This window comes from Atopobium fossor DSM 15642 (assembly GCF_000483125.1).
Taxonomy (GTDB): Bacteria; Actinomycetota; Coriobacteriia; order Coriobacteriales; family Atopobiaceae; genus Atopobium; species Atopobium fossor.
Genome location: NZ_KI519553.1, coordinates 510,771 through 537,181 on the forward strand (window position 1 = coordinate 510,771; position 26,411 = coordinate 537,181).

General features: G+C 46.8%; 19 protein-coding genes and 2 tRNA genes. 14 read left to right on the forward strand and 7 right to left on the reverse strand.

All coding sequences use genetic code 11. The features are described 5' to 3' along the window. The first annotated feature begins 20 nt into the window (after window positions 1–20). Window positions 21–617, forward strand: coding sequence for an IMPACT family protein (locus tag G469_RS0105145; protein WP_245579122.1), 597 nt, complete (start codon window positions 21–23; stop codon window positions 615–617). Here the strand turns inward: G469_RS0105145 and G469_RS0105150 are convergent. Further along, window positions 604–1,137, reverse strand: a complete 534-nt coding sequence (locus G469_RS0105150; protein WP_028264137.1) for a cysteine hydrolase family protein — start codon at window positions 1,135–1,137, stop codon at window positions 604–606. The two genes, G469_RS0105145 and G469_RS0105150, sit on opposite strands and share 14 nt — an antisense overlap. Window positions 1,138–1,306: 169 nt before the next feature. Here G469_RS0105150 and G469_RS0105155 point away from each other — a divergent pair, with 169 nt between their 5' ends. Together G469_RS0105155 and G469_RS08920 are read left to right on the forward strand one after the other, a co-directional pair. Then, window positions 1,307–1,675, forward strand: a complete 369-nt coding sequence (locus G469_RS0105155) for a VOC family protein (RefSeq protein ID WP_028264138.1) — start codon at window positions 1,307–1,309, stop codon at window positions 1,673–1,675. Window positions 1,676–1,855: 180 nt separating this feature from the next. Further along, on the forward strand, window positions 1,856–5,752 hold the full coding sequence (locus G469_RS08920; protein ID WP_051353782.1) for an RICIN domain-containing protein: 3,897 nt from the start codon (window positions 1,856–1,858) through the stop codon (window positions 5,750–5,752). A gap of 96 nt (window positions 5,753–5,848) precedes the next feature. Here G469_RS08920 and G469_RS0105165 read toward each other — a convergent pair whose 3' ends face one another. After that, window positions 5,849–7,285: a C1 family peptidase gene (locus G469_RS0105165; RefSeq protein ID WP_028264139.1), complete on the reverse strand. Its 1,437-nt coding sequence runs from the start codon at window positions 7,283–7,285 to the stop codon at window positions 5,849–5,851. A gap of 12 nt (window positions 7,286–7,297) precedes the next feature. Beyond that, window positions 7,298–8,650, reverse strand: a complete 1,353-nt coding sequence (locus G469_RS0105170) for a C1 family peptidase (RefSeq protein ID WP_028264140.1) — start codon at window positions 8,648–8,650, stop codon at window positions 7,298–7,300. Window positions 8,651–8,833: 183 nt separating this feature from the next. Here G469_RS0105170 and G469_RS0105175 point away from each other — a divergent pair, with 183 nt between their 5' ends. The 4 genes from G469_RS0105175 to G469_RS08485 all read left to right on the forward strand — a co-directional run bounded on the left by G469_RS0105175 (window position 8,834) and on the right by G469_RS08485 (window position 11,956). Further along, entirely contained in the window at window positions 8,834–10,231 is a 1,398-nt protein-coding gene (locus G469_RS0105175) for a CCA tRNA nucleotidyltransferase (protein WP_028264141.1), read from the forward strand. A gap of 140 nt (window positions 10,232–10,371) precedes the next feature. Beyond that, window positions 10,372–10,445, forward strand: a tRNA-Gln gene (locus G469_RS0105180). Between the two features lie 20 nt (window positions 10,446–10,465). Then, window positions 10,466–10,542 (forward strand) — tRNA-Glu (locus G469_RS0105185). A 154-nt stretch (window positions 10,543–10,696) separates the two neighbouring features. Beyond that, window positions 10,697–11,956 (forward strand): lysylphosphatidylglycerol synthase transmembrane domain-containing protein, encoded by a 1,260-nt coding sequence (locus tag G469_RS08485; protein ID WP_051353783.1) that lies wholly within the window; start codon window positions 10,697–10,699, stop codon window positions 11,954–11,956. A 12-nt stretch (window positions 11,957–11,968) separates the two neighbouring features. On the opposite strand, the gene sdaAA is transcribed toward G469_RS08485, so the two are convergent. Continuing rightward, window positions 11,969–13,543, reverse strand: a complete 1,575-nt coding sequence (gene sdaAA / locus G469_RS0105195; protein ID WP_028264142.1) for an L-serine ammonia-lyase, iron-sulfur-dependent, subunit alpha — start codon at window positions 13,541–13,543, stop codon at window positions 11,969–11,971. A 22-nt stretch (window positions 13,544–13,565) separates the two neighbouring features. Continuing rightward, on the reverse strand, window positions 13,566–15,056 hold the full coding sequence (gene gltX, locus G469_RS0105200; protein WP_028264143.1) for a glutamate--tRNA ligase: 1,491 nt from the start codon (window positions 15,054–15,056) through the stop codon (window positions 13,566–13,568). 418 nt (window positions 15,057–15,474) lie between these two features. On the opposite strand from gltX, the gene G469_RS0105205 reads away from it, so the two are divergent. Together G469_RS0105205 and metK are read left to right on the forward strand one after the other, a co-directional pair. Next, window positions 15,475–16,089, forward strand: coding sequence for a TetR/AcrR family transcriptional regulator (locus G469_RS0105205; RefSeq protein ID WP_028264144.1), 615 nt, complete (start codon window positions 15,475–15,477; stop codon window positions 16,087–16,089). 294 nt (window positions 16,090–16,383) lie between these two features. Further along, a complete protein-coding gene (gene metK / locus G469_RS0105210) occupies window positions 16,384–17,625 on the forward strand; it encodes a methionine adenosyltransferase (RefSeq protein WP_028264145.1) in 1,242 nt (413 codons plus the stop codon). A gap of 8 nt (window positions 17,626–17,633) precedes the next feature. Here metK and G469_RS0105215 read toward each other — a convergent pair whose 3' ends face one another. Further along, on the reverse strand, window positions 17,634–19,469 hold the full coding sequence (locus tag G469_RS0105215) for a glycerophosphodiester phosphodiesterase family protein (RefSeq protein WP_028264146.1): 1,836 nt from the start codon (window positions 19,467–19,469) through the stop codon (window positions 17,634–17,636). A 158-nt stretch (window positions 19,470–19,627) separates the two neighbouring features. Between G469_RS0105215 and priA the strand changes: the two genes are divergently transcribed. The 5 genes from priA to G469_RS08490 all read left to right on the forward strand — a co-directional run bounded on the left by priA (window position 19,628) and on the right by G469_RS08490 (window position 26,070). Continuing rightward, entirely contained in the window at window positions 19,628–21,928 is a 2,301-nt protein-coding gene (priA, locus tag G469_RS0105220) for a replication restart helicase PriA (protein ID WP_028264147.1), read from the forward strand. A gap of 78 nt (window positions 21,929–22,006) precedes the next feature. Then, window positions 22,007–22,549, forward strand: a complete 543-nt coding sequence (gene def / locus G469_RS0105225) for a peptide deformylase (protein ID WP_028264148.1) — start codon at window positions 22,007–22,009, stop codon at window positions 22,547–22,549. Between the two features lie 20 nt (window positions 22,550–22,569). Next, window positions 22,570–23,496: a methionyl-tRNA formyltransferase gene (fmt, locus tag G469_RS0105230; RefSeq protein WP_028264149.1), complete on the forward strand. Its 927-nt coding sequence runs from the start codon at window positions 22,570–22,572 to the stop codon at window positions 23,494–23,496. Then, the gene (locus tag G469_RS0105235; protein WP_028264150.1) at window positions 23,481–24,980 is read left to right on the forward strand and encodes an RsmB/NOP family class I SAM-dependent RNA methyltransferase; all 1,500 of its coding nucleotides are present in this window, start codon (window positions 23,481–23,483) and stop codon (window positions 24,978–24,980) included. The genes fmt and G469_RS0105235 overlap by 16 nt, the downstream gene beginning before the upstream one ends. A 67-nt stretch (window positions 24,981–25,047) precedes the next feature. Then, on the forward strand, window positions 25,048–26,070 hold the full coding sequence (locus tag G469_RS08490; protein ID WP_051353784.1) for a fructose-bisphosphatase class II family protein: 1,023 nt from the start codon (window positions 25,048–25,050) through the stop codon (window positions 26,068–26,070). A 128-nt stretch (window positions 26,071–26,198) separates the two neighbouring features. On the opposite strand, the gene G469_RS0105245 is transcribed toward G469_RS08490, so the two are convergent. Further along, window positions 26,199–26,384 carry an FmdB family zinc ribbon protein gene (locus G469_RS0105245; RefSeq protein WP_028264151.1) on the reverse strand — a complete coding sequence of 62 codons (186 nt, stop codon included), beginning with the start codon at window positions 26,382–26,384 and terminating at the stop codon, window positions 26,199–26,201. Between the last annotated feature and the right edge of the window lie 27 nt (window positions 26,385–26,411).

Below are 26,411 nucleotides of genomic sequence, written 5' to 3' on the forward strand. Positions count from 1 at the left end.
TGGCACAAGAGGTAGTGCATATGGCAGAAGTTATAGATCGCCGTAGTCGTTTTATTGCCGCGCTTACTCATGTTTCTTCGGAAGCAGCAGCACAGGCGTTTATTGCCTCTGTAAAGTCACAGCATTACGATGCTCGCCATAACGTTTTTGCTTGGGTGTTGGCAGATGGTCGTGAACGTTTTTCTGATGATGGTGAACCTTCGCGTACAGCGGGTATGCCTGTACTCGATGTGCTTCATGGTGCTGGTTTAGCAGATGTGTGTTGTGTTGTTACGCGCTATTTTGGTGGCACGCTGTTGGGGCCTGGTGGTCTGGTGCGTGCATATGCTGCTGCTACACAAGCCGCACTCACCAAAGCTCAAGAGGCAAATCACATAGTTAGCATGGGGCTTACCACGCGCGTAACCTGCTGTATCCCATATTCTTTATATGATCGCGTAGTACATATGGCAACTTCTACTGGCGGCAAGCAGTATGATGCAATCTTTACTAATGAAGTGCAGCTTACGTTGAGTTTTGCCACGGGTACAGAGCAAGCCTTTCTTGCTGCCATGTACGAGTTTGCTAATGGAGAAGACCTCTGCGTGGTGGCAGATCCCGTTTTTACTGCACGATAATCTGACAGGTCTCCATAGCGGCTAATGCGCGTTCGTGGCTTTGAGGAGTAACGCCTGCGCAGCAGTTTTTCTCTACAACAATGCGTGCTTCGGGTAAAGCTGCCTTGGCGAGCAGGGCATTGGAAATAACGCAAATATCTGTACAAAGACCAATAAGTGTAATGGTGTCAATATGCTCGGTGGTGTTGAGCTGCTGTAAATAGCTAGCAAGCTCTATGCTGCCAAAGCTGGGTTTATCAAAAATGTGTACACCGGCAGTCTGGACAGCATCTGCAAGTTCGGGAATAATCTGCCAGCCTTCACTATTCTTTATGCAATGTTCTATTGGAAGATTGATGCCTTCTTGTGTAGATAAGTAATCAACTGGGTGGGTATCGCGTGTAAAGATGATTTTCTCATTATGCCTTTGAGCTGCATTAATACGAGCTTTAACGGCGGGCACTATGGTAACTGCTTCGGGTGTGCCCAACGCATGGGTTACAAAGTCGTTTTGCATATCAACCACAATCAAAATGTCCATGTCATACTCCTCAAATCATTGTGAGGTTGTTAGCGCCATATGCGCATGTTTCCAGTAGAGTGTTTGAGCAAAAAATTGCAGGTTAAACGTGCTTTTGTAGCTACGACTAGTATAATTATTCAAATGCTTAAACGCAGGTAAAACACACTAAAAGGATGAGGAGTTCATTATGAAGGCACGCTTTGTTCATCGTTGTACACATGTTATCGATCGTGAGGCTACCGTTGCATTTTATGAGAAGGCACTTGGTTTAGTTGTAAACCGCGTTCAGGGACCAGAGGACGGTAGTTGGTCAAACACGTTTATGGTTGACCCTCAGTCTGGTTTTGAAATTGAGCTTACATGGAATCGTGGTCAGGTAGAGCCATACGATAATGGCGGTATGGATACCCACATTGCCTTTAGGGTGGATGATTTTGAGGCTGCTCATAAGTTGCATGAAGAGATGGGCTGCATTCAAAAGGAGAATCCCAAAATGGGCTTGTACTTTATTGTGGACCCCGATGGCCAGCGTATAGAAATTTTGCCCGAGAACTAACTGAAGTGCAGTATGCATCCTATTTTGACTTTATGTAAAAAATGTCGGTCTTCTCTGTAATTCTTGGCTTTAACAAAGTTAGTTGATTATTACTTAAGATAGCTGTACTAGGATGAATAGTTACAAGCAATACGTCCTGAGAGTTTGCAGGTTTAGGCCTGCAATGGGATTCGGAGCACTATGAAACATTTAGACAGACAAGGTATAAACAAAACACTACGAGCGCTACGTGCGTTACTTTTTGGCGTGTCGTTACTCGTAGTGTTAGGCCTGCCTAGTACGGCGCTTGCTACAGAGATATCTACAGGGGTGGTATTAGCCTCGCCAGATACTACAACATCTGATGTTGTGGTAAAAAAGGGTACTGCTGCAGATCAAGCTAATGCAGTAGTGGAAGAGGCAGTTTCTACAACTGAGCCTGCAACAGCAGATAAAGCAGACAATGCTGAGAGCGAAGATGCTACCACAAGCGCTGCTCCTGAGGCGCCCAAGCAAGATGATCAGCCTGCATCAGAAGAGCGCTCGGCAGCTCCAGTTGCTGCGGATTCTGCTGCAAGCGCTGCCGATGGTCTTGTTGCGGGGGATACCTACTATATCCGTTCGGCGATAGATTCGGATAAGGTCTTGGATGTATCTGGTGGTTCTGCTGCAAATGGTGCTAATGTGCAGTTGTGGGATAAGAATAATACTGCAGCGCAACGTTGGAAACTTATTCGCAGTGGTCAGTATTACATGCTTATTAATGAAGGTTCCAATAAGGCTTTGGACATCTATGCTGGCCGTGTCTTTAATGAAGCTAATGTACAGCAGTATCAAACCAACTATACAAATGCGCAAAAATGGATTTTGAGGCGCATGACTGATGGTAGTTTTGCTATTGTATCCGTACAAGATCCAAGGTATGCCCTTGATTTGTATGCTGGCAAGACTGCCAATGGCACCAATATTCAAATGTTTATGTATGCTGGTGGTTCCAACCAAAGATGGTGGCTAGAAAATGCATCGGCATCCTTACGTGAAGCAAAACAGGCTCAAGATGCCGACCGCCTACCTGAAGGCGATTATCTGATAGAGACTAACGTAACTACTGGTAAAGCCATGGATGTGGATTATCCTACCGCTGATTCCGGTTCGAGCGTATTATTGTGGCAGACTACTCGCCACAAGACTCAGGTTTGGCATGTTTCTTACGATAAAGAAGGTCTAGCCAAACTTACCAATAAGTATTCCGGCAAGGTTTTGGATGCGTATGGCGGAAAAGCTGCAAATGGTATAAACGTTCAGCAGTTCAATTCCAATGATGGTAGGGCTCAGCGCTGGCTTATTGTTAAGATGGCCGATGGCACACACAAGATTTTGTCGGCAATCGATCCTAGCTATGCTATTGACCTGCATGGTTCTTATACAGCAAACAATACCAATATTGAGTTGTTTGCTGTTCATAATGGTGCTAACCAGCGTTGGCGTTTTATTTCGCTTGATATTGCCGTTCCTGGCACACAGCCTGATGTAGCAGGTTCGCTTGAGTCTGACGCAATGTACACTATTGCGAGTGCTCAAAATACGGATTATGTCATGGATGTTGCAGGCGGAAAGACGGATAACGGCACCAATGCGCAGCTCTACAGTGCAAACGGAACATCTTCTCAGGCCTTTAGTTTTGTTTCTGCAGGTAATGGTTATTATCTTTTGAAGTCTGCTCGTGGCAATATTGCTCTGGCTTCTACGGATGGTATTCCCACGTCTGGCAACAATGCTCAGTTTTGGCAGGTCAATACTACCGATGAGAACCTGCAGTTTGCAATAATCCGCAATGCAGATGGAACTTACTCCTTTAGGAATGTTGCTACAGGATTGTTATTAGATGTGCAGGGTTCACTGCGTAGTGGTGCAAACTTGTATTTGACGAGTTTTAGTGCCAATCCTTCGGATACCCAAAGATTTTCGCTGCAAAAAATTACCAATATTATTCCGAGCGGTTTGTTTACTCTTAATGCTGCTGGCAATAACTCAATGGCGCTTACCACAGATGGTTCTGCTTTGTCCATTGCTTCCAATAGTAAGCGCTTGAATCAAAAGTGGGCTATTAAAAAGGTTGAGGGGAAGGACAATACCTATACGCTTCAATCTTTGGATAGCGGCAAGTTTTTGACTACGATGAATAATCGTGTGGCATTTTCTGGCTCTTCTACTACATCTGCCGCTCACTGGCTTGTAAGTTTTAATGGGGCAAATTTGCAGTTTAAAAATGTGTTGTCGGGTACTGTTTTAGATATCAACAATAGTAAGTACACCTCGGGTACTTCTGTTGCTGTTTGGAAGGCTCACGGTGGAGTTAATCAGCAATGGATTATAGTTCAGGCAATTGAGCTGGAAAACGGTACGTATGAGCTTATGTCTGGTGTTGGTAACAATATGGCACTCGATGTAGACAATGCATCTAAGGAAGATGGTGCAAACGTCCAAATTTATACCAGCAACCATACGGGTGCTCAGAAGTGGAATGTATACCGTCTGTCGAGTGGCTCTTATGTGATTATTAATATTAATAGTGGCAAGACGCTTGATTTGCAAAACAGCCAAGTCAAAAATGGCTCCAATATTTTGCAGTTTAGGCACACTGGTAATTCTAATCAGCATTGGTATGTAGAGTGGAACGCTAAGGGCTACTTCGTCTTGCGCTCAGCGCTTGACCCTAATTTTGTTATAGATGTAGCTGGCGATAAAGCAGCTAACCAGACCAATGTACAGCTTGATAAATACAGGGGTTCCTCTGCTCAAGGTTGGAACTTTAAACAAGTATCTTCCTTTGGCAATAACGATGACAATCAGCAATATAATGGCACCTTCCGTTTGTATTTGGATGCTGGTCATGGTTATAGTGCACCAAAGGGCTGGGATCCTGGTGCTATAGGCAACGGCTATAGGGAAGCAGATCTTACGCATGAGTTGGTAAATCTTATTGCTCAGCGCTTGGATAAAAAGGGTATCGATTACCGCAAGTCTGAGGCAGATGGCGTTAATTACGACCGTAGACAGGAAGCCGCAGCTAGTCACGGTTGTACCACCTTGCTATCAATCCACTTCAACTCGAATCCCAATGCAAGTGCCTCTGGTTTTGAGAGCTATAGGCATACCTATAATGCAGAACCTGGTTCTATCGATCTTCAGCGTTACATGCATCAAGCTCTAAGAGCTTCTGTTGGTCTATCTGATCGCGGTATGAAAACACAGGAAATTGCTGTAATCAGTGGTAAGAAGGGGCATTTACCTGCAACACTGCTGGAGATTGCGTTTGTCTCGAATGCATATGACATGCGTGTATATCAGCAGCGTAAATATATAATTGCAGATGCATTGGCCGATGCTATAGAGAAGTACGCCAAGGACTTCTTTAAAGGTAATTCGCCTGAACCAGATGTTCCTTACCCTGGTTTTGATGAGGGTCCCAACAACGATGTTCCCTTTACGCCGGATTATTCTTCTGATGATTCTTCACAGCCCCTTCCTCCCACGGAAGAGGACTTGAGTGCACAGACCTATACCATTATGGGTAGCTCAAGCGTAACAGCCAATCAAATGGTTGCTTTATTTAAGCAATCAGGCAAGACATATCCCAGCTCCGTATACACTCGTTATGGTGCGTCCTCTATAGAGGAGTTTTGTGGACTGGTAATACAAGAGGCTGCTGCAGAGGGCGTTCGTGCTGAGGTTGTATTTGCTCAGGCCATGCATGAGACGGGTTGGTTGCAGTTTGGCGGCGATGTTAAGAATTGGCAGTGCAATTTTGCAGGACTTGGTGCTACCGGTAATGGTGTACAGGGTGAGGATTTTAGTACGTACGGTAGTCAGGCCGTACGCTATGGCCTTCGTGCTCAAGTGCAGCATCTTAAGGGTTATGCAAGTACGGATGCCCTTAATAACGCCTGTGTAGACAATCGCTTTAAATACCTTACCAATAAGCGTGGTTCTGCTCCAACTATCTCGGGTCTTACGGGTACCTGGGCAATGGATCCTAATTATGGGAATGCATTGTTTGACCTCGTTAAGCGACTCAGGGCAATGCCTTCACGTTAGTAGCTACACTCTGTCGTGCAGCAAAAATAGTAATAAAAATTCAGCCGTCTCTCTTGTGAGGGGCGGCTGAATTGTATTGTACAAGAATGTAATTTCTTATTTGCCTTGGCCTACACCTAGAGCAAATCCACTCCAAGGAGCGCATTCTTCAGCAGGGGCGTTATCCCAAAGATCGCGAATCTCGCTAGGCAGGAACTCACGACGAACAACAACCTCACCGCCGTAGATACAAAACCACTCAGCGCTCATGTATAGATAACCATCCTTGCCAGAATCCTTACCCCAGCTGTTTTCTACACGCCAAGCAACAGGAGCGCCTTTCTCGTCAAGCTCTACGCCTTGGAAGGTCATAGCGTGGGTGAGGGATGTTTCGCCCATGTCTAGCATGTCAGTGCGGCTCATACCCAACTCCATGCCAAACAGGCCATCCAAATCTACGCCATCCATGGCTAAAACGCCCTTGAAGTCCTCAATGTTTCGAGGATACTCCTGCATAACATCGCAGGCCATACTTACGGGCTCACCAGCCTTAAGCTGAGCGATGGCTGCTTGTTCCAGTACAGATTGCTCTACATTAAGGAAGCGGTTAGGACGACCACCTTCAACGCTGTCAATAGAGCAAACGTGATAGGGGGTATTGAGCTTGGAATCACTGGAAGGAATGCAAACGAGCTCTGCATAGTCGTAGGGATTAAAAGGAACGTAGCGCTGGGCAAACTCCTGAGGAGTAATGTTGAGGTCGCGCAACATACGCTTGGGGTCTTTAGCGTCCGTGTCTTCTTGGGTGGGAAGAATAGTGACAAGTTTAGAAGTATCCACCTTACAGTTTTTGCCTACACGAGTTTCCAGATTAAAATGTGTAGGAGGCTCGCCTAAGCAGATGGAGAGCAGCTTATACACGTCTGCAAGCATTTGCTGTTTGTGCTTTTGGAGTTGCTCTGTTGTAAAACCCGCAGCAAATTCCTTGCGAAGAATAGAAGCATCCTTGCGTAGTAGGCGTTCTAGCTGAGCATTCATCTGAGCAGAGGATTTAGAGCTGGCGGTTTCCGGCATAACATCTTTAGGAACCATACCCCACTTGTTAATGAGGTTCATAGCAAAAATCCAGTAACCGCCATCGCCCATGCCATCGGATAAGACGCTCATAAGCTCGCGATCATCATTGGGTTTATCGGCAAGACGAATAATGTTCTCTAGCATTGCATTGGCTTTTTCGAGCTTGTCATAAAACATGCCGTATGCCTGAGAGAACTCAAAGCTATCTACATCAAGAAGCTTCATAGTGGCAGTACGGGCTACGTTGTAGGCACTAAAGAGCCAGCATCGTCCGCTTTGGCGCTGATTGGTAATGGGTGCAGTTTTAAGCTCTACGCTGTAGCTGTCATGGTACGTGCGCATACGGTTATAATCACGTGCGGCAGCCATCACATTCATGCTGGTAACGGCATTGCGAGCTACGCGATTGGCACGCTCAGATGCAAAGGACTCGTTTTGTGTAGCAGCCCAAGCAGGATCAACGGTATGTAAACTCATATAAAACTCTCCTTAACGGGCTAGTGAACCCATGGGGTCCCAAGGGGCGAGCTCAATATCATCATGAGCGTCATAGATTGCACGTTGCTCTTCGGTTAGATACTTCTTGTCTACTACAATTTGGTAAACATACTCATCAAACCATGCATCTGAGAGAGTATCAAAGCCATTACGACCATGATCTTTACCCCAGCTGTTTTCTACCTTCCACATGGCAGGCTTGCCCTTATCATCAAAGCGCACACCCTCCAAAACCATGGCGTGTGTCATAAGAGACTCACCATAGTCAAGACGCTCTTCTCGGTTAAGGGCGGCTTCGATAGCAAAACCAAACAAGCCGTCTACATCTATCGCAGCGGTGTCCATAATGCCCTCATCTTGCAGGTAAGACTGCATAACGTCACAGCCAAACCATACGGGTAGGTTGTCTTGCATCTGTGCAATGGCTACATGCTTAAGTTCCTCAATGGGGAGGTTAAGGTGGCGTACCTGACCAAATTCAACTACATTACCCAAGCGAGAAACGGTAAAGGTGCGATTATAAGGTTTGTCCGCAGTGGGAGCAGAAATCAAGGAGATGTAATCATCAAGATTGGTTTGAACGGTCTTCTCAAAGAATTCTACAGGTGTGAAGTTGCCAGAAAGTACGAGCTTATCGTCCTTATCGCGCAGACGAACATCAAAGTTTACAGGTGGTTCACCCAAAGAAATTACAAGCAAACGGTAAATCTCACTCATCATTTCTTTCTTCATAGCAATAAGGTCCTCATGAGAGGAACCAGCTGCTTTAGTCTCGCGCAAACGTTTGGCGGCACCGCGCAAATAACGAGTGAGGTAGGTGTCTAAATCGTGGGTATTGCAGGAGTTAGCGGTTTCTGGCATTGCCTCTTTGGGGACTACACCATATTTCTTTACCAAACCCTTAAACATGTCCCATTGACCACCATCGCAAATGGGGTCAAACAAAAGATAGCTCATGAGACGGCCATTAAGCGGCTCATCCGTGGTGTCTAAAATGTTTTCCAAGAACCAGTTGCACTTTTCCAGCTTGTCCCAAAACAGGGGATAGGCTTGCGACAACTCAAACGTTTTAAGGTTGTAGTTTTGCATGATGCGAATACGAAAGGTGTTAAGGGATGCAAACATCCAGCAACGGCCAGAGCGCTCCTGGTTGGTACGATCGCCCTGCTTTACCTCCACGTCAAAGGCTAAGGCATTGTGTGCAATGGCCTCGGGCACGCGGGCAACAGTGCGAATACCCTTGGCAGTTGCAGCATTTTTAGCAACAACATTGGCACGCTCTGCAGCAAAATCCTGGCGAGCGGCAGCAATGTCGTCAAAGGTGACAGACATATTTTGATCCATGAAAATCCTCCATACAAATAGGGTTTTAACATAAGAAGAATACCATGTCTTTTTTGGGTGACATGCACTTGTATATGCCCGTTAACATTCATTTATTCTGCGCGCTATACTATGTACATACTGTCTGCTGTTTATCTGTTGTTTGTCTGTTGTATATCCGTTGTTTGAGCCAAAGGTTCATCTATGAGCCATTACATTTTGCCAGCTAGTTTGCCCGCATATGCTCTAGCTGTGTTGTCTACTTTAGAAAAAGGTGGATATGAGGCCTGGGTGGTTGGTGGCTGGGTACGAGATGCCCTTTTAGGCATGCCTTCGCATGACGTAGATGTGTGTACCAATGCACCCTGGCAAGAGTCTGTACGTTTGCTCAAGGCGGCAGATATAGAGGTGCACTGCACGGGTATTCAACACGGGACCGTAACGGCTGTGTTGGAAGGTCATCCAGTAGAGGTAACCACGTACCGCGTGGAGTCTGGATATTCTGATTTACGTCATCCAGATAGCGTGCAATTTGTGGATTCAATTTTTGACGATCTTGCACGCAGAGATCTCACTATCAATGCTATGGCCTATCATCCTATACGCGGCCTTCTTGATCCTTATGCTGGCGAGAAAGACCTTACGTTACGGCTTATTCGTGCCGTGGGAGATCCATATCGTCGCTTTAGCGAGGACGCCTTGCGTGTGCTTAGGGCTGTGCGCTTTGCCGCGCGTTTAGGTTTTGAAGTAGAGCCAGCTACACAAACCGCGTTGCAGCAGTGTGCGCCCGAGTTGGCACACATTGCGCGCGAGCGTATTGGTCACGAGCTCACGGGTATTATCGCCACCGGACACCTTGCTTGGGCTATGCGTACTCAGCGTTGTGTGTTGTTGGCGGCACTACCTTCACTTGCTCCTATGGTAGGTTTTGAGCAAAACAGTCCCTACCATTGCTACGATGTGTACGAGCACACCATGCAGGTGGTTGCTGCAACAGAGTGCTTTGCAGGCGGTCATGCATCTATGCGCTTACGCTGGGCTTCTTTGTTGCATGATATTGGCAAGCCGCATACCTTTACTATGGACGAGAAGGGCCAAGGTCACTTTTTTGGTCACCCTTCTGCAGGTGCTCAAATGTCCGAGTCTATTTTGCGCATGCTTGCTCTTCCAACAAGCCTTATTACGCCTTGCCTAGATTTAGTACGTTTTCACGATAGGCCTGTTAAAGCCACACGTCACTCCGTGCTTCGTATGATGAGCGATCTTGATAGCCGTTGCCCTGGTCAGGCCGTGCCACTTGCTTTTGAAACACTTATACTTAAGCGCGCGGATGCTATGGGTAAGGCAGCTCCTTATCGTTCGTATGCCATAGAGATAGATAAAATTGAACTAATATTGCGTGAGCTAGTGGGTCAGCAGGCTCCATATCGTGTAAAGGATTTGGCTATAAGCGGTGCCGATGTTGTGGAAGTTTTGGGTGGACGTCCTGGTCCCTGGATTGGCACCATCCTAGAAAGTGTGCTGCGTGAGGTGGTACATGGTCGTCTGGATAACTCAAAGTCCGCTCAAGTAGCTTGGATTTTGGGCGAGAAAAGCGTGTAATTGTTGCTTAATACTACTTTTGACCTGATGTTTCAATAAATTTTCCAAAACTTGGTAATTTTTTTCAAATTAGGACTTGCACTTAAGTCATATATCCCGTAAAGTACTTTCTTGCGTTAAGGCGCGTAGGACGTATCCCTTGGGACGTCGTCTAATGGTAGGACAACGGATTCTGGTTCCGTCAGTGGGGGTTCGACTCCCTCCGTCCCAGCCAAGAGTCCTACCTTATAGTTTGGCCCGTTCGTCTAGCGGTTCAGGACGCCGCCCTCTCAAGGCGGAGATCACCGGTTCGAATCCGGTACGGGCTACCACATGTTCAAGGGTCGGTTATCCGACCCTTTTTTCATAGCTCTTACGCACTTATAGTGGGTTTACTTGCCCTGGGGTGGGCGAGTGTTGCGTGCTCCTGTATCATTTAAGTACTACAACTTAAACGAAGCACTTAGTTCTATCAACTGGAGATTCATGTCCAACAAGGTTACTCATACTTCTGAACCCCAGAAGTCCAAAATAAAGTTTGGCTCAAAACCAAAAACGCGTGTTACGTCCAAGGATGAAGAGACGTCAAGTGTGCGAAGAGGAGCTCAATTCTTAGCAGTAGTTGTGGCTGCTTATATCATTTTCCTTATTGTAACGGGACAAATGGCAACTTTTATTGATGCGCTTGCTCATGCAAATCGTGCCTGGATTTTTGGGGCAGTAGTATGTTTTGTGCTCTACTTTGTTTTTGGCGTTATTGCATATGCTATTGCGGTTTGGCTCGATCCAGATTCTCCCGTTGGCATTCGTGACCTTATGAGTGTTGAAGCCTCGGGTATTTTTTTTGGTAACCTCACGCCCATGATGGCGGGTGCAGTTCCTTCTCAGATTTTGCGTCTCACGCGTACGGGGTTAGATGCAGGTGAGGCATCTGCCACGCAGTTTACACGCTTCATTATGTTTCAGTTTGGTGTTGTTCTCTTTGCTGCGCTTGCGCTGCTAGGTAAGTTTGAGTTCTTTTTGCATACCTATGGTGATATTGTCATTTTAAATCTGTTTGTGTTTGGTATGCATGCTGTCGAGCTCATTGTTCTTTTTGTAGTGTGCTTGTGCCCAGGTTTTGTTAAGCGCTTTGGAAATGGCTTTTTACGCTGGATTAAAAAGCGCGGTCTGGTTAAGGACACTTCCAAGTTTGATGATCTTATCAATCGCCAAGTAGATGAGTTTGCAGATGCCTTTAAACGTGCTGCTGTTCATATCCCTAGCATGGCGTTAACCTTGCTTGTTACCATGTTGCAGCTTGCTGCGTTTTACACCATTCCATGGTTTGTTTTGAATGCTTTTGGTCAGACTGCGGACTTTTGGGCCTGTTTGGCTGCAGGTTCCATGGTACAAATGGTTGCAACTGCAGTACCTTTGCCTGGTGGAACTGGCGGTGTAGAATCTGGCTTTGCCCTGTTTTATGGTCCGTTGTTTGGCGCTTCTGCAACGGCTGGTTATTTGGTATGGCGTATCGTTACCTTTTTTGCACCTACAATTCTTGCTGCTCCTTTATTGGGGTTGCGTTCTAACAACCCCGTGTCTATCCGTCATAGATGTGATCGTATGATGGGTAGGCGTTTTGTAGCTGAGCCTGGTAATAAGCGCAACTATGGTGGCGCTGGTATGAGTGGTGCTACGGCTGCTAAATTGGCTGCTCGTGCCCATAAGCAGTCCTCTGGCAAGAAGCACGATAAATCTAACTAAAACCGTACGGTTTTAGTTACAGCCACCGCACGCAAGGCAAGAAGGAGCTTGTGCAAGACCGCCTAAGGCTGTTTCTCGCAACGTTGCAGGAATGGACTTGCCAACGGAGTACATAACAGCTACAGCCTCATCAAAGGGGATGGGGCAACCCACGTTGGAAAGAGCAAGCTGAGCAGCACTAAAAGCATCAGAAACACCAATGGCATTGCGATCTTGGCAAGGAAATTCCACTAATCCACGTACGGGGTCACAAACTAAACCTAAGAGATTAGCAATAGCTATAGAGGCCGCTTCCAAGGCTTGTTGCGGACTTCCGCCGTGTAACTCCACTAGAGCTGATGCTGCCATAGCAGCCGCAGCACCAACCTCTGCTTGACAACCACCCTCTGCACCAGCAACAGTTGCATTACGAGAGATAATGGCACCAATAGCTGCAGAATTCCAAAGGGCATTGAGCAGTTCTGCTTGGCTTGCCTGTCTAGCTTGAACGCTTGCGAGTACAGCTCCTGGGACTACGCCTGCAGATCCTGCGGTGGGAGCAGCAACAATAACACCCATTGCAGCTGAGCGTTCAAGTACTGCCATTGCGCGTGCCACTGCACGGCTGAGTGTGTCACCCAAAAGTGTGGATGCATAGGTAGATGTATTATTAGCAACAGCCTTAGCCTGACCATTTAAAAAACCACCAAGAGAAAGCTGGGGTTCTGTCAAAGGCTTAGTGGACTCTTCTTCCATGACTTCTGCTACGTGGACCATACGCTTATTTTGAGAAGTAAGGTCAGTATGTTCCAGCTCGGCCTCACGTAAAGCCATAATCTCGCCAATGGTTTTATCGGTTTTCTCACAAAGAGCAAGAAGTTCTGCTCCACTATCAAAGCCATAGGCAAGCTGAGCATCGGGAGCTACTTCGCTGGTGCCAGGTACCTTTACCATGGCGGTTTCCACTACATTGTCCATAGAGCGAATGGAATCAAGATATGATTCGGGCAGTGCTTCGTCCGTCTCGATAATCGTATAAGCACGGCCACCCTTAGCAGTGCGGTAGGTACGAATAGTAGCAATATTTGCCTTAACATCGGCAAAGAAACCAGTAAGAGAAGCCAGAACGCCGGGGCGGTCCCAATGGCCTACAAACAATGTGGGGTAGTCACCTGTAAGGTCCACTTCAACACCATTGATGGAGCTCAAACGTACACGACCTCCACCAAGAGATTCACCACGAACTTCTAGGGAGCTCCCATCAGTGCAGGTCATACAAATATCTACGGTGTTGGGATGTAGACCAGGATCGTCTCCAGCCTCTACAAACTCTACCTCTACGCCAGCTTCTTTTGCTAAAGCAAAAGAAGTGCGCATGCGTGTGTCATCTGGCATGAGACCTAAAATGCCAGCTACCAAGGCACGATCGGAGCCGTGACCCTGGTAGGTATGAGAAAACGAATTATGTAAAATAAAACGTACGCTCGCCAGCGGTGCGTTGATGAGCGAGCGAGCGACCAAAGACAAACGAGCGGCACCAGCTGTATGAGAGCTGGAGGGGCCAACCATAATGGGGCCAAGAATCTCAAATGCCGATGTTGTCATCATGGGCATGTGTCCTAACTATGCGTTACGCTTGGGCTAGCTCATAAGCTTGCTCAAGGCGTGCCAATACAAGATCACGGCCAAGGAGCTGCAAAGACTCGCCCATAGGAGGCGATACTTGGTTGCCGCACTCGGCTACGCGAACCGCAGCATAAAACTTACGCTTATTTGCCTCAAGCTTCTCGGGAAGTGGTGCTAATGCCTCATCTAGGTTTGAAGCTGTCCACCCATCTGCATCAATAGAGCTTAAAGCCTCATAAGCGGACTTAAGGTAGACAAGCGTACCTGGTTTAGCAAGGTTTTTGGTTACGCTCTTTTCGTCATATGAAAGTGCACTGCCTTCGTACAAGAAGCGAGACTTTTCCACTACCTCAGGCGCAAGCTTAATACGTGGCTTGAGGATAGAAGCTAAAAGCTCGTACCACGCATCCTCATGTGCACGTTCACCATCCTTCTCAAACCCTGCGGCTACCAGTTGAGGGATGAGCACATCACGGGCAAAATCTGCATCAGTCTTTGCTGCAAGATACTCACCATTTACCCAATCCAGTTTGGTTTGATCAAAGGTTGCAGGATTTTTTGATACATGCTCAAGAGAAAACTCACGCGCAAGTACGTCACGCGGAATGATGGTTGTCTTACCGTCGAGTGCCCAACCCAGCAATGCTAGGTAGTTTACAAAGGCATCGGAGTCATAACCTGCCTCACGATATTCTTCTACGCTGGTAGCGCCGTGACGCTTGGAGAGCTTCTTGCCATCTGCACCCAAAATCATAGAGATATGAGCAAAGGTGGGGATGGGTGCGCCAAGAGCCTCGTACACCATAACTTGACGTGGTGTATTGGATAGATGATCGTCGCCACGAATAATGTGAGTAATGCGCATATCTGCATCATCCACAACGGTGGCAAAGTTGTAAGTAGGGGTGCCGTCAGAGCGGAAGAGAATAAAGTCATCCAGTTCTTTAGCGTTAAAAGTAACATCACCATGAACTGCATCATGGATTATTACATCGCCACGATCTTCAGGTACTTTAATGCGAATGGTATAAGGTTCACCTGCTTCTGCACGAGCACGAGCTTGATCGGGATTAATGTTGCGGCAGGTACGTTGATAGCCCTGGAAGGAATCATGACGTTCTTGGGCTGCCTTGCGGTCTGCCTCGAGCTTATCGGGAGTACAGAAACAATAGTAAGCCTTGCCCTCATCCACCAGGCCTTGAGCAGCATTGCGATATATATCTAGGCGTTCGGTCTGCCAATAGGGACCGCAGTCTCCACCAACCTCAGGACCTTCATCCCAGTCCAAACCAAGCCAACGCATGGCACGCAAAATAATTTGAGTGTTCTCATCTGTGGAACGAGTTGGATCGGTGTCATCAATACGCAGAATAAAAGTACCGCCGTTAGCACGTGCAAAAGCCCAGTTATAAATGGCTGTACGAGCACCACCAATGTGAAGTTTGCCAGTAGGTGAGGGTGCAAAGCGAACGCGAATTGGTGTGGTGTTGGACATGCGTAACTCCTCTAATGATAAAAGCGGCCGCTGGAAAATATGTTCCAGCGGCAGTTGTACAGTTTATTGCACAAACCTAATCGACTTATTATAACGCGCTACCTAGGCACTGTGTGGTGTAGTCATGCGTGTGTAGATAGACGGTAGGTGCTTTACATTGCCTGAGTACAATCTGAATATACCTGATATCTTTGTTTTATACAAAAAGAAGAAATTAATATGCCAATTGTTACCTACTAATGCAATAGGATTATGTACAATTCTGTTTATCTTTAGGTTAAATACAGCTTTGTTGTTTTGCGGATTTTATGACTTCTTAGTATAAGAGGTTTTATCTGGGTAAAACGGTGGCATTACTGTATTTTTGATACGGAGTTAATTTTTTACATGCAGGGTTTTTAAAGTTCTGGAGAGATACATGTCAGAAGCTACAAAGCAAAAAACAGCAAAGAGTATGCGTACTCGTAAAACTATTCTTGCAGCTGCAGCAGACATCATTTCCGAGCGTGGACGCGTTGAGTTCCAAATGACGGAGGTGGCGCAGCGTTGCAACATCACCAAAGGCGCCTTGTATTATTACTTTGCAGATCATGACATGATTGTGGATGAAGTACTGGACGATGCCTTTGCGGGCTTTTTGGAGCTGTTAAGTCAAGCTGCCGAGAAGGGCGATGGTTCGTTTGAGTCTTTGCGCAATCTTTGTTTGGTATTTTGTGAAAGTTTGTACGACAGTCCTACCATTGCAATTGCTCTAGCAGATGACATTGCTGAGTCTGATGCCTTGGTGCGTGACCCTAATTCTCGTTTTGCTTTGACATCTAAGATTATTCAAACTGCGCTCGAGAAGGGCAAAGAGACTGGCAGTGTACGGGCAGATCTTAACAGCCAACTTACAGCAGATTGCCTAGTAGGATCATTTTTCTTTGCCGCACGTAGTGTGGCAGAACAAAGCGATAGCGTTCATGTGTCTGATTTTGCACGCAGAGTAGTAAATGTTGTGACATACGGTATTGCAGAGCCAGAAAAGAAATAACCTAGCTATAATTTAGGTATTCTCGTCAAGAGGCGCTTGTATGTATGCCATCAGCCATGGCGGCACACATACATGAGCGCATAGAGCTGAGGGACCGAGCCCTGTGAAGCTCCGGCAACCGACTCCAAAAGTGGGGCGCGGTGCCAAATCTCGGCAGATTGTATCTGGAAGACGGGGGAATATACACGCGGATGTATGCTGCCCCCACGTTATAGAGCTGGGGGCTTTTTGCTTTCTAGCTACAGACTTACTGACGCTTGCTGCGTTAGAAGACTGCATGAAAGGGTGTTTTGCATGGCTGGAAAAAGCTATTTGTTTACGTCAGAAAGTGTGACAGAGGGTCATCCCGACAAAATGTGCGATCAGATTTCTGACGCAATTGTAGACGCTATTCTCACTAAGGAGACCCAGCTCGAAGCAGCTGGCTATGTGGACTGTGATGGTGTGCCTGCGCGCGTGGAGAATGTACGTTGTGCGGTAGAAACCTTTACTACCACGGGAACCATTGTGGTTATGGGTGAAGTTCGTACCCAGGGATATGTTGATATTCCAGCTGTGGTACGCAATACAGTTCGCGAGATTGGCTATGACCGCGCCAAGTATGGTTTTGACTGCGAAACCTGCGGTGTCCTTAATCTTATTCATGATCAGAGTCCTGATATTGCACAAGGTGTGGATGGAACCTATGCGGATAAGAACTGCGATCCGCTGGACAAGATTGGTGCTGGAGACCAAGGTATGATGTTTGGTTATGCCTCTAATGAGACAGAGGCACTTATGCCCATGCCAGCATACCTAGCTCAGCGTATGGCTGCACGTCTGACTGCTGCACGCAAAAATCATGTGGTTGACTATTTGCGTCCCGATGGCAAAACCCAAGTAACTGTGCGTTATGAGGACGATAAGCCCGTGGAGGTGACAGCCATTGTTGTTTCCACTCAACATGACAGCGCCGTTGAAGATATGAATATCATTCGTCAAGATATGATTGAGCATGTGATTGCCCCTGTTTTGGATGAGGTTGGCATTGTTTGGGACAATGCTCATATATACGTTAACCCTACTGGTCGCTTTGTTATTGGTGGTCCCATGGGAGATACTGGTTTGACGGGCCGCAAGATTATTGTGGACACCTATGGCGGTATGGGTCGTCATGGTGGAGGCGCGTTTTCCGGTAAGGATTGCACGAAGGTAGACCGCTCTGCTGCATATGCTGCACGTTGGGTTGCCAAAAATGTTGTTGCCGCAGGCTTGGCTTGTCGTTGCGAGATTCAACTAGCCTATGCCATTGGTGTTTCTCAGCCACTATCCATTATGGTGGATACGTTTGGCACAGGTATAGTAGATGATACTCAGATTGAGCAAGCTGTCGAGAAGGTTTTTGATTTACGCCCCGGTGCTATTATCCGTGATTTAGACTTGTTCCGTCCTATCTTTAAGAAGACAGCTGCTTATGGTCATTTTGGTCGCATGGATGCAGACTTTACTTGGGAACAAACCAACCGTACGCAAGAATTGCTCAATGCTCTAAAGTAGGTGTGTGCCTACTGTCCAATCATGTAGTAGTACATCTCGTTAAGAAGCGAGTCCACGGTAATCTCGGAAGAGCGGGTTTCTACCATATGCTTGGCTGTAGGAACATCATCGGTAATGATGTTGTCCACACCGTTTTCTAGAACGCGTTCCATATTAGCAGGCTTATTAATGGTCCATGCTAATACCTGCTTGCCATTCTCATGAGCAAAATTGACAAAGCGCTTGGTGCAGCTGTTTTCTTCTACAGAATAAATGTTTGCTGCATCAAGCTCGTCAATCTTGCCATATACCAAGCTCATGACATACACGCGGGGCATATCAGGTGCTACTTGTGCAATATTTTTGACGCACTCGTAGTTTTGAGAGGTTACAATTACGTTTTTGGTCATGCCTGCATCGCGGATTTCTTGGGCTGTTTGCGCTTCAAGATTAGTGTAATGTTTGTTGGGCTTGAGTTCTATATTAAGACGCATATCATTGGTTTTAGCCCAAGCAAGTACTTGTTTGAGAGTGGGGTAACGCTCACCCTTGTATTGCTTATTCAAGAGCCCACTTGCATCGAGCTTGGCAATTTCTGAGTAGTCCATATCCCAGGCATTTTTATTAACGCCAGAGATTCTAATAAAGTTAGAGTCATGAGAAATAAAGAGCACGCCATCTTTACTTTGTTGGACGTCTAATTCCACCCAATCTGCACCCTGCAGTTTTGCACCGCGAAACGCTGCCATAGTGTTTTCTGGGTAGTACTTACTGGCGCCACGATGAGCGGTCACTTCAACCTCAGACAATTGTTTTTCAGTATCTAAATCTTCGGTGGTAATGGAATATTGTGCAAATGAAGTGGCGCTTACACAGAGGATTAAGTAACACGCAGCAGCAATGCCAATAATCCAGCGGTTGGTTGGCGTGGTAGGAAGTCTAATCCATTGAGGAGGTTCTGGATTAGGGATTTCTTCTTCAAGTAAAGTTAAATGGTTCCAATAACGTGTACAGACAATGGCATAACTGGTAGCGGAGCCTAATACAATGGTGAGTAGCATAATGGCAGCTGCGGTTGCTGCAACAATACCGACAACAACAGATTTGATAAATACGCCTGCATTACTGAGAAAAGCCATCATGGCAATGATGCTTGGTATGGCCACAATAACAAGAAGCATGCCATCAAAGAGAAATTTCAACCCAACAATAGAGACAAGATCTCCCCAAAAATGTTTCTTGGTTAAGCAAAAAGAGCGTTTTACAGACTTAACAAAAGACTGTCCTTCTAGTAGGAAGCTTGGAAAGGTATAAATCAAGCGAATGAAGATATAACCCATTACAAGGGCAATGCATACATACGCAGCAGTGAATGCTTGATTTTCCAGAATATAGTCCATGATAAATTCTGGAATGGGAATTGAATTGATTACGTTGGAGGTAATACCTAAGTTAAGGAGGGGTACCAGCAACAATGCATACAAGGGCAGCATGATGTTACGTGGATAAAACGTACGTACAGACTGCTGAAGACCAAAGGTAAAGGCCTCACGTATAGTAATGTCTTTATCTTCTCGAGATTGATCAAAGATGAGCAATACAGCCGAAACATCAAAGATTGAGATAGCAGATAGTATCAGTAACAGGATGAGTATGGCTAATAGTACGCCGGGATGTGCCAAGAAAGCAGGAAGACTTTCCAGCGTAATAAATGAGTAGCCATAAAAAGCCATAAGACGATCTATAAATAGCTGAACTACAGGCACAAGAGCAAGGGTGGTAAGCAGTCTGAGCACTGCCTCAAAGCCAAGCAGTGTCCAAAAGTTACGAGCCAATAAATGAATAACATAGCGAATCGTTTTCATAGATTCCTTCTAATCAAATCCGAGTCAATATAGTGTACCAGTAGCCTTATATATCTTTGTCATATTTAGCAACTATTACGAATTTGTAAGTAGAATAAAAAGACCTAATTTGAGGTAGAGCTTTGAGGTATACAAACCTAAAGAGGTAGGGAGGGGACATGTTTGCATCGGTAGTGCTGGATATTCCAACACGCTCTATTAGCACTGCGTTTGATTATGTTGTTCCCGCCAATTTGGAATCTAGCTGCAAGGTTGGAACAACCGTATTGGTTACTTTTTCTGGTCGCGCTGCGGTTGGATATGTAATTGCTCTGGTACAGCATGCACCAGCGGGTGTGCCGGCAGGTAAAATCAAGCCCATTGAACGCGTTCTTACAGATTCTGCTTTTGATGAGAAATCCGTTGAGCTTGCTTGGTGGATGTGTGAAGAATATGCCGCTCCACTCTCTGATTGCTTACGCTTGTTTATTGCGCCTGGTCAATCCATGCGTGTGCATCGAGAAAATGCGTCAAGTCCCTGGGAGCTTATCTGTGAAGCAACAGGTGCTGTGGACGACCGTTGGATTGAGCTTAGTTCTACTGCTCAAGAGTTTATTCCTCGCAAAAATGCTGCACGTCAACGTGCGGTGCTTGCTGCACTTACATCAGGTTCTTTGCGTATGTCAGAGCTCAACGCAACTATTGTAGGGGCTTCATCTGCAGTTCGTACACTTGAGGCTAAGGGTGTTGTGCGTATTTTTACCAAGCGTCGAGTGCGTGGATATGCCAACACTACACTCTCGAGCGCTCAGGCTGCTCAACCTGAGCAACTCACACGCGGCCAGCAAGATGCTCTTGCAGCTATTAATGCTGCCTGTAAGAGTGGCAGAGGAGATGTTGTTTTAGTAGATGGCGTTACAGGCTCTGGAAAAACAGAAGTGTATCTTGCTGCTATTCAAAAAGTACGCGAACAAGGCAAAGGTGCCCTCGTATTGGTGCCAGAAATTTCTTTGACAGCTCAGACGGTTGGCCGCTTCCGCTCTCGTTTTGGAGATGATGTTGCGGTTCTCCACTCTCGTCTTTCTGCGGGAGAGCGTTTTGACCAGTGGGATATGGTGCGCCAGGGTCAGGCGCACGTAGTGGTAGGAGCACGGTCTGCTTTATTTGCACCGCTACGTAATGTAGGGCTTATCATCATTGATGAGGAGCATGAAAGCTCCTACAAACAAGATTCGAGTCCACGCTACCATGCACGTGAAGTAGCTGCACGCCTAGCTCAACTTTGTGAGTGCGCACTGGTTTTGGGTAGTGCTACGCCATCCTTAGAGAGCCTAGCTCGTACACAACACGGCACCCATGCAGGTGTTAGTTGGGTACGCTCGAGCATGAATGAGCGTCCCGGCACTGCGGTATTGCCTCGTGTGCAAATTGTAGATATGACTCAGCAATTTGGTGCGGGTAACCGTTCCATTTTTTCGGAACCGCTTGTGTCTGCCTTGCATGATGCTGTTTCGCATGGCGAGAAGGCCGTACTCATGCTTAATCGTCGTGGTTTTGCTAATTTTTTAATGTGTCGCGAGTGTGGTTGCGTACCCACTTGTCCACACTGCTCAACCTCTCTGACTTACCACGAGCGTACGCATGAGCTTATGTGTCACAGCTGTGGGCGCACCTGGCCAGTACGAGCATTTCCAGACCCTTCCACCAAGTGTCCAAGTTGTGGAAGCCGCTATTTGGCGCAGTTTGGTGTAGGTACTCAGCGCGTCGAAGATGAGCTTGCTATGCTGCTGGGTCCAGATGTGGATATTATTCGCATGGATGCAGATACCACTAAGGGCAAGGGTGCACATCAACGTCTACTCGAACAGTTTGATGCAAGTCCTTGCGCAGTGCTTATTGGCACGCAAATGATTGCTAAGGGTCTGGATTTTCCGGATGTTACGCTTGTAGGGGTTATTAATGCAGATACCACACTTAAATTGCCGGATTTTCGTGCAGCAGAGCGAACGTATAACTTGCTAGAACAAGTTGCAGGTCGTGCGGGTCGTGGTAGTAAGCCAGGGCGGGTCATTGTGCAAACCTACTGGGCTTCTCATCCAGCTATTCAGGCTGTTTTAGCACATGACCGTAGATTGTTTTTAGAGCCAGAACTTCTCGATCGTAAAGAAGCAAACTATCCGCCCTACACTCGACTGTCCAATGTGGTGGTATGGGGTAAAAACGAACGAGCGGTCAAACAAACAGTAGCAAACTTTGCCGCTGTTTTGCGTGAGGAAGTGCACGATATGGACAACTGGCATGTTTTGGGTCCTGCGCCATGTGTAAAAGCCAAGGTTAAAGACCGTTTTCGTTGGCATATTCTTGTAAAATCGCCTGTAACTTCTAATCCTGGTTCTGTGCTCAGTACGTGTGCTGCACAAATTGGACCAAAGTTGGGTATTAACATGGCATTGGATATTGACGCGTATGACCTGCTGTAATGTTGGACTCTCTTGATGTGTCAGTCCAAACAACCAGTTTACCTGATGGTCGTACGAGATAAGACATAAGGAGAAACCATGAGTGCACTCGATGACATTGTATTGTCACCAGATCCACGCTTGAAGCAAGAATGTGCTCCCATTGAGCATATTGATGCCAATATCAAACAACTCGCCAAGCGCATGCTTAAGGATATGTATGCTGCTGAAGGCTGTGGTTTAGCTGCGCCACAAATTGGCGAGAACATCCAGATGGTTGTTATTGACGTAGATTATGCGGAAGACAAACCAAATCCCTATGTTTTGATAAACCCAGAAATTATTAAGGCCGATGGCGCTCTAAGTGTCTACAACGAGGGTTGCTTAAGTTTTCCAGGCATTAGCGTTCCCGTAGAGCGTCCTTCTCACGTAGTGGTTCGCGCTCTTAACTTGGATGGCGAGCTTATGGAATATGAGGCAGAAGGCAACTTACTTGCCATATGTTTGCAGCATGAGATTGATCATTTGCATGGCATTACTATGGTGGATCATTTGTCTATCACGCAGCGTGCTGCCGCTATGCGTGAGTACGAGCAGGCCTTGGCTGCTGGCGCTCGTCCTGGTGATACAGATATTGACTAGCGTGTACTGATTGGAGCCTCATGCGTATTGTATTTATGGGTACGCCCAACTTTGCTGTCCCGTCGCTTGAAGCTGTTGCTACAGCGCACGAGGTTGCTCTTGTAGTAACACGCCCTGATGCGATACGTAAACGTGGCAAAAAGCTGGAGCCCTCCGCTGTTAAAACGCGTGCATATGAGCTCGATTTGCCTGTGTTAGAAACCGCTCGCATGACACCAGAGGCACTTGCTGCTATACAGCAGGTTCGTCCAGATATTATTGTAGTTGCTGCATATGGCTGCATTTTGCCCGATGAGCTGCTCGCCATTCCAGCTATTGATTGTATTAATGTGCACGCATCCTCACTGCCGCGTTGGCGTGGTGCGGCACCCATTCAACGTGCAATTTTGGCAGGAGATAGGCGTGCGGGTGTGTCCATCATGCGTGTGGTACACGAGCTGGATGCTGGTGCTTATTGTGCTCAGGCAGATCTTGAGATTGGTACAAGTAATACCACCGAGCTTACTGAGCGCCTTGCTGTTCTTGGTGCCCAGACGCTTATACATGCGTTAGATGCTATTGCAGATGGAAACGCTGTTTGGCAAGATCAGGATGAGGATCAAGTTACGTATGCTTCCAAGGTCTCCAAAACGGAAATGCTGCTGTCTCCTAAGCTGTCTGCTGTACAAAATGCACTTTTGGTACAAGCTTCTTCCGATACTGCCCCTGCACGTGTAGTAATTGCTCAGAAGGGTGTGCGTGTGTTAGAAGCCTTTGTGGTAGATGCAGACAATACAGCTACCATGGTTGCTGGAGAGGTTATTGTGAAGCACGGTCATGTCTATCTTACTTGTACAGATGCCCTTCTTGAGCTTGTGGTAGTACGACCTGATGGTAAGCGTGATATGCCCGCTCAGGCATGGTCTGCTGGTCTGCGCGGTGAGGGACTTACGTGGGAAAAGCTGTAGGACAGCAACACAGTCAAGCCACGCTTGCACGTACAGTTGCTCTTTCATTACTTCAAGAGGTTCGCCGCCGAGAAGGACACGCACGTGATATCTTGCGCATGAGCAAAGATCTTCGCACTATGGATGCACGAGATGTGGGTTTTGTGCAGCGTCTAGTGTTAGGTGTAACACTTGCTTCTGGCATGCTTGATACGTTCATTAACAGTCATGCTATCAAGCCTTCTAAGATTCAACCGCAGGTGCGTGATGCTTTGCGTGTTGCCTGCTATGAGCTTTGCTACTTACAAACTCCGGCACATACTGCTGTTAATCAGGGTGTTGAACTAGCACGCGGCGTTGTACCCCGTGCAGCAGCTATGGTTAATGCAATCTTGCATCGTGTGGCAGACCAAGAGGTGGCTCGTCTTGTTGCAGCACGTCAAGCAGCACAAACAAAAACACTGCCAACCATTGAAGACCTTACGCTTGTTATGGCAGCTCCCAAGTGGTTAGTGCGGCAGCTCGTGGATTCTATGGGGCTTCATGCTGTTTGTGATATGGCGCTGTGCGCTCATGAGCCCGCACATGTGTGGGTGTCTGCTAATAGTGGCAAGCATACACAACAACACGTGCAAGAACTTCTCACCAACGAAGGTATCAAGCTAGAACATACGGTGTTTCCAGCTGTGTGGCGTGCAAAAAATACCGCTGCGTTAACCTCATCTTTGCTGGTTAAGCATGCAGATGTAGTTGTGAGCGATCTTGCTCCTCGTATGATTTGCTATATTGCGTCTCCACAGCCTCGCTCTACAATTCTTGAAATTGGGCAGGGTAGAGCCACTAAGTCCATCTTGCTTGAAGAGATTGCTTTGCAAATGGGCGCACCAGCACAGTTGGTTGGTGTGGATATATCTCCCTTTAAGACTGCTATTGCTACGCGTCGTCTTGAAGCAGGTTGGAGTTCGTATTGTCAGTCTCTTGCATATGATGCCTGTATGCTGGGGGATTGTATACAAGATGAGGACTTGTTCTATCCCAGCAATACCTTGCCTAAACCACTACGTCGTAATTTTGATGTGGTATTTGTAGATGCTCCCTGCTCTGGCACGGGTACTATGCGTCGTCATCCAGAAATTGCGTGGACTCTTGTACCAGAAGCATTACAGACTAAAGGCGTACATGCTATTCCTGCCATCCAGCTTCGCATGCTTGTATCGGCAGCAAGTCGTGTACAAAAAGATGGTGCACTGGTGTATTCCACGTGCTCGGTGCTCAAACAAGAAAATGAAGATGTTGTACAAGCCTTTTTACAAACCAAAATTGGGCAGCATTTTGAACTTGTGTCAGCTCTGGATGCTCCTGCAGTTTGCATGCTTGCACAGCAAAACCCGCGGGCATATGAACTTCTTTCCAGTTGTGTAACAGATGAGGGCATGTTCCGTTCACACCCGCAAACAGGGTCGTTCGACGGTCATTTTTGCGCACGTTTTGTGAGACGCGCCTAGCACTTGTGTAAGTTAGTTACGCTGCAAGCATAGTGAACACGGCACGATAAACGTGAGGGGTGTAACTGTGCGACAAAGTTTAATTTCTAATTTTCAGCGTGTGTGCGAAGCAACAGCAATTGAGGCATCTAAATGGGCCGGTCATGCAGATAAAGTATCTGCTAATAATGCTGCAATGAAGGCAGTTCGCCACGGTTTGGGCGATATGAGTATGTCTGGTCACGTGGTCATTGGACAGCGTCCTCTTACGGAAGGTCCCCAAGATCAAGCTGCCGAGAAAAACGATGATCTGCTGGTGGCAGGTGAAACGCTTGGACGTGGGGGTGATTCCTTAGATATTGTTGTTGATCCAATTGAAGGCACCAATTTGGTTGCTAACAATCAACGTAATGCGATTTCTGCCATTGTGTTTGCACCTCGCTCTACGCTGCTTAATGCTCCTGTTAAACGTATGGCAAAAATTGCTTGTGGACCTGCGGTTCATCCCGAAGCTGTGGGGATTGATAAAACGCCGGAAGAAAATATTGCTGCTGTGGCACGTTCGCTTTGCAAGCCTGTGCATGATGTCATGGTATGTATCTTAGACCGTCCACGCCATGCACAGCTTATTGAGCGTGTTCGCGCAACAGGTGCGCGCGTTAAGCTTGTATATGATGGTGATGTTCAAGCTGCTCTTGCAACAGCTATTCCCAATACAGGTGCAGATCTCATGTTAGGAGAGGGCGGCGGTCCAGAAGGCGTCTTAGCGTGTGCAGGTCTTAAGGCGCTTGGTGGATTTTTCCAAGCACGCTTCCACTTTACAGAAGAAGGGGAGCGTGAGGCGGTGGCTGCTGCTTGTGATTTTGATATCGATCAAGCTATTACTATGGATGAGATGGTCCGCACTAACGATATTCATTTTGTTGCAACAGGCATTACAAATGGCAGTATGTTGGCGGGTGTCAAGCATAATTCTGATGGCTCTATTCAAACGCACTCCATTGTAGTGAGCTCCATAGACAATACCACCTCATATGTCACGCGTATTTATCGTGATGGAAGCTTTGGCTCTTCCATTTCCGAACCTGGATTACATGACTCTATTTTCTAAAGTCATACAGCATCGGTAGCAGTCTGTATGGCTTGTATGATATGCATAATAAAATGCACCTTGCTTGCATAAGCAGGGTGCATGTGTATAAAAGCCAAGGTAAAAGGTTTTATAAAGGCTAGAGAAAACTATTTTTTACTACGCTGATCCGTGTTGTAAAAACCTGTTCCTTCAAACTTAATGCCACTAGCTGCAAAAAGTTTCTCGGCCTTTTTGCCACAGTTGGGGCATGCTATCTCCGGTCGCTCCGACATAGGATGCTCAACCTCAAATGTGGTGCCGCAGGATGGGCAGCGATAGTCATAACGAGCCATACAAAAAGCCTCCGAAATTATGCAAAA

Coding starts and splice junctions, on each gene's coding strand:
- G469_RS0105145 (WP_245579122.1), top strand. CDS start 21: ATGGCAGAAGTTATAGATCGCCGTAGTCGTTTTATTGCCGCGCTTACT.
- G469_RS0105150 (WP_028264137.1), bottom strand. CDS start 1,137: ATGGACATTTTGATTGTGGTTGATATGCAAAACGACTTTGTAACCCAT.
- G469_RS0105155 (WP_028264138.1), top strand. CDS start 1,307: ATGAAGGCACGCTTTGTTCATCGTTGTACACATGTTATCGATCGTGAG.
- G469_RS08920 (WP_051353782.1), top strand. CDS start 1,856: ATGAAACATTTAGACAGACAAGGTATAAACAAAACACTACGAGCGCTA.
- G469_RS0105165 (WP_028264139.1), bottom strand. CDS start 7,285: ATGAGTTTACATACCGTTGATCCTGCTTGGGCTGCTACACAAAACGAG.
- G469_RS0105170 (WP_028264140.1), bottom strand. CDS start 8,650: ATGGATCAAAATATGTCTGTCACCTTTGACGACATTGCTGCCGCTCGC.
- G469_RS0105175 (WP_028264141.1), top strand. CDS start 8,834: ATGAGCCATTACATTTTGCCAGCTAGTTTGCCCGCATATGCTCTAGCT.
- G469_RS08485 (WP_051353783.1), top strand. CDS start 10,697: ATGTCCAACAAGGTTACTCATACTTCTGAACCCCAGAAGTCCAAAATA.
- sdaAA (WP_028264142.1), bottom strand. CDS start 13,543: ATGATGACAACATCGGCATTTGAGATTCTTGGCCCCATTATGGTTGGC.
- gltX (WP_028264143.1), bottom strand. CDS start 15,056: ATGTCCAACACCACACCAATTCGCGTTCGCTTTGCACCCTCACCTACT.
- G469_RS0105205 (WP_028264144.1), top strand. CDS start 15,475: ATGTCAGAAGCTACAAAGCAAAAAACAGCAAAGAGTATGCGTACTCGT.
- metK (WP_028264145.1), top strand. CDS start 16,384: ATGGCTGGAAAAAGCTATTTGTTTACGTCAGAAAGTGTGACAGAGGGT.
- G469_RS0105215 (WP_028264146.1), bottom strand. CDS start 19,469: ATGAAAACGATTCGCTATGTTATTCATTTATTGGCTCGTAACTTTTGG.
- priA (WP_028264147.1), top strand. CDS start 19,628: ATGTTTGCATCGGTAGTGCTGGATATTCCAACACGCTCTATTAGCACT.
- def (WP_028264148.1), top strand. CDS start 22,007: ATGAGTGCACTCGATGACATTGTATTGTCACCAGATCCACGCTTGAAG.
- fmt (WP_028264149.1), top strand. CDS start 22,570: ATGCGTATTGTATTTATGGGTACGCCCAACTTTGCTGTCCCGTCGCTT.
- G469_RS0105245 (WP_028264151.1), bottom strand. CDS start 26,384: ATGGCTCGTTATGACTATCGCTGCCCATCCTGCGGCACCACATTTGAG.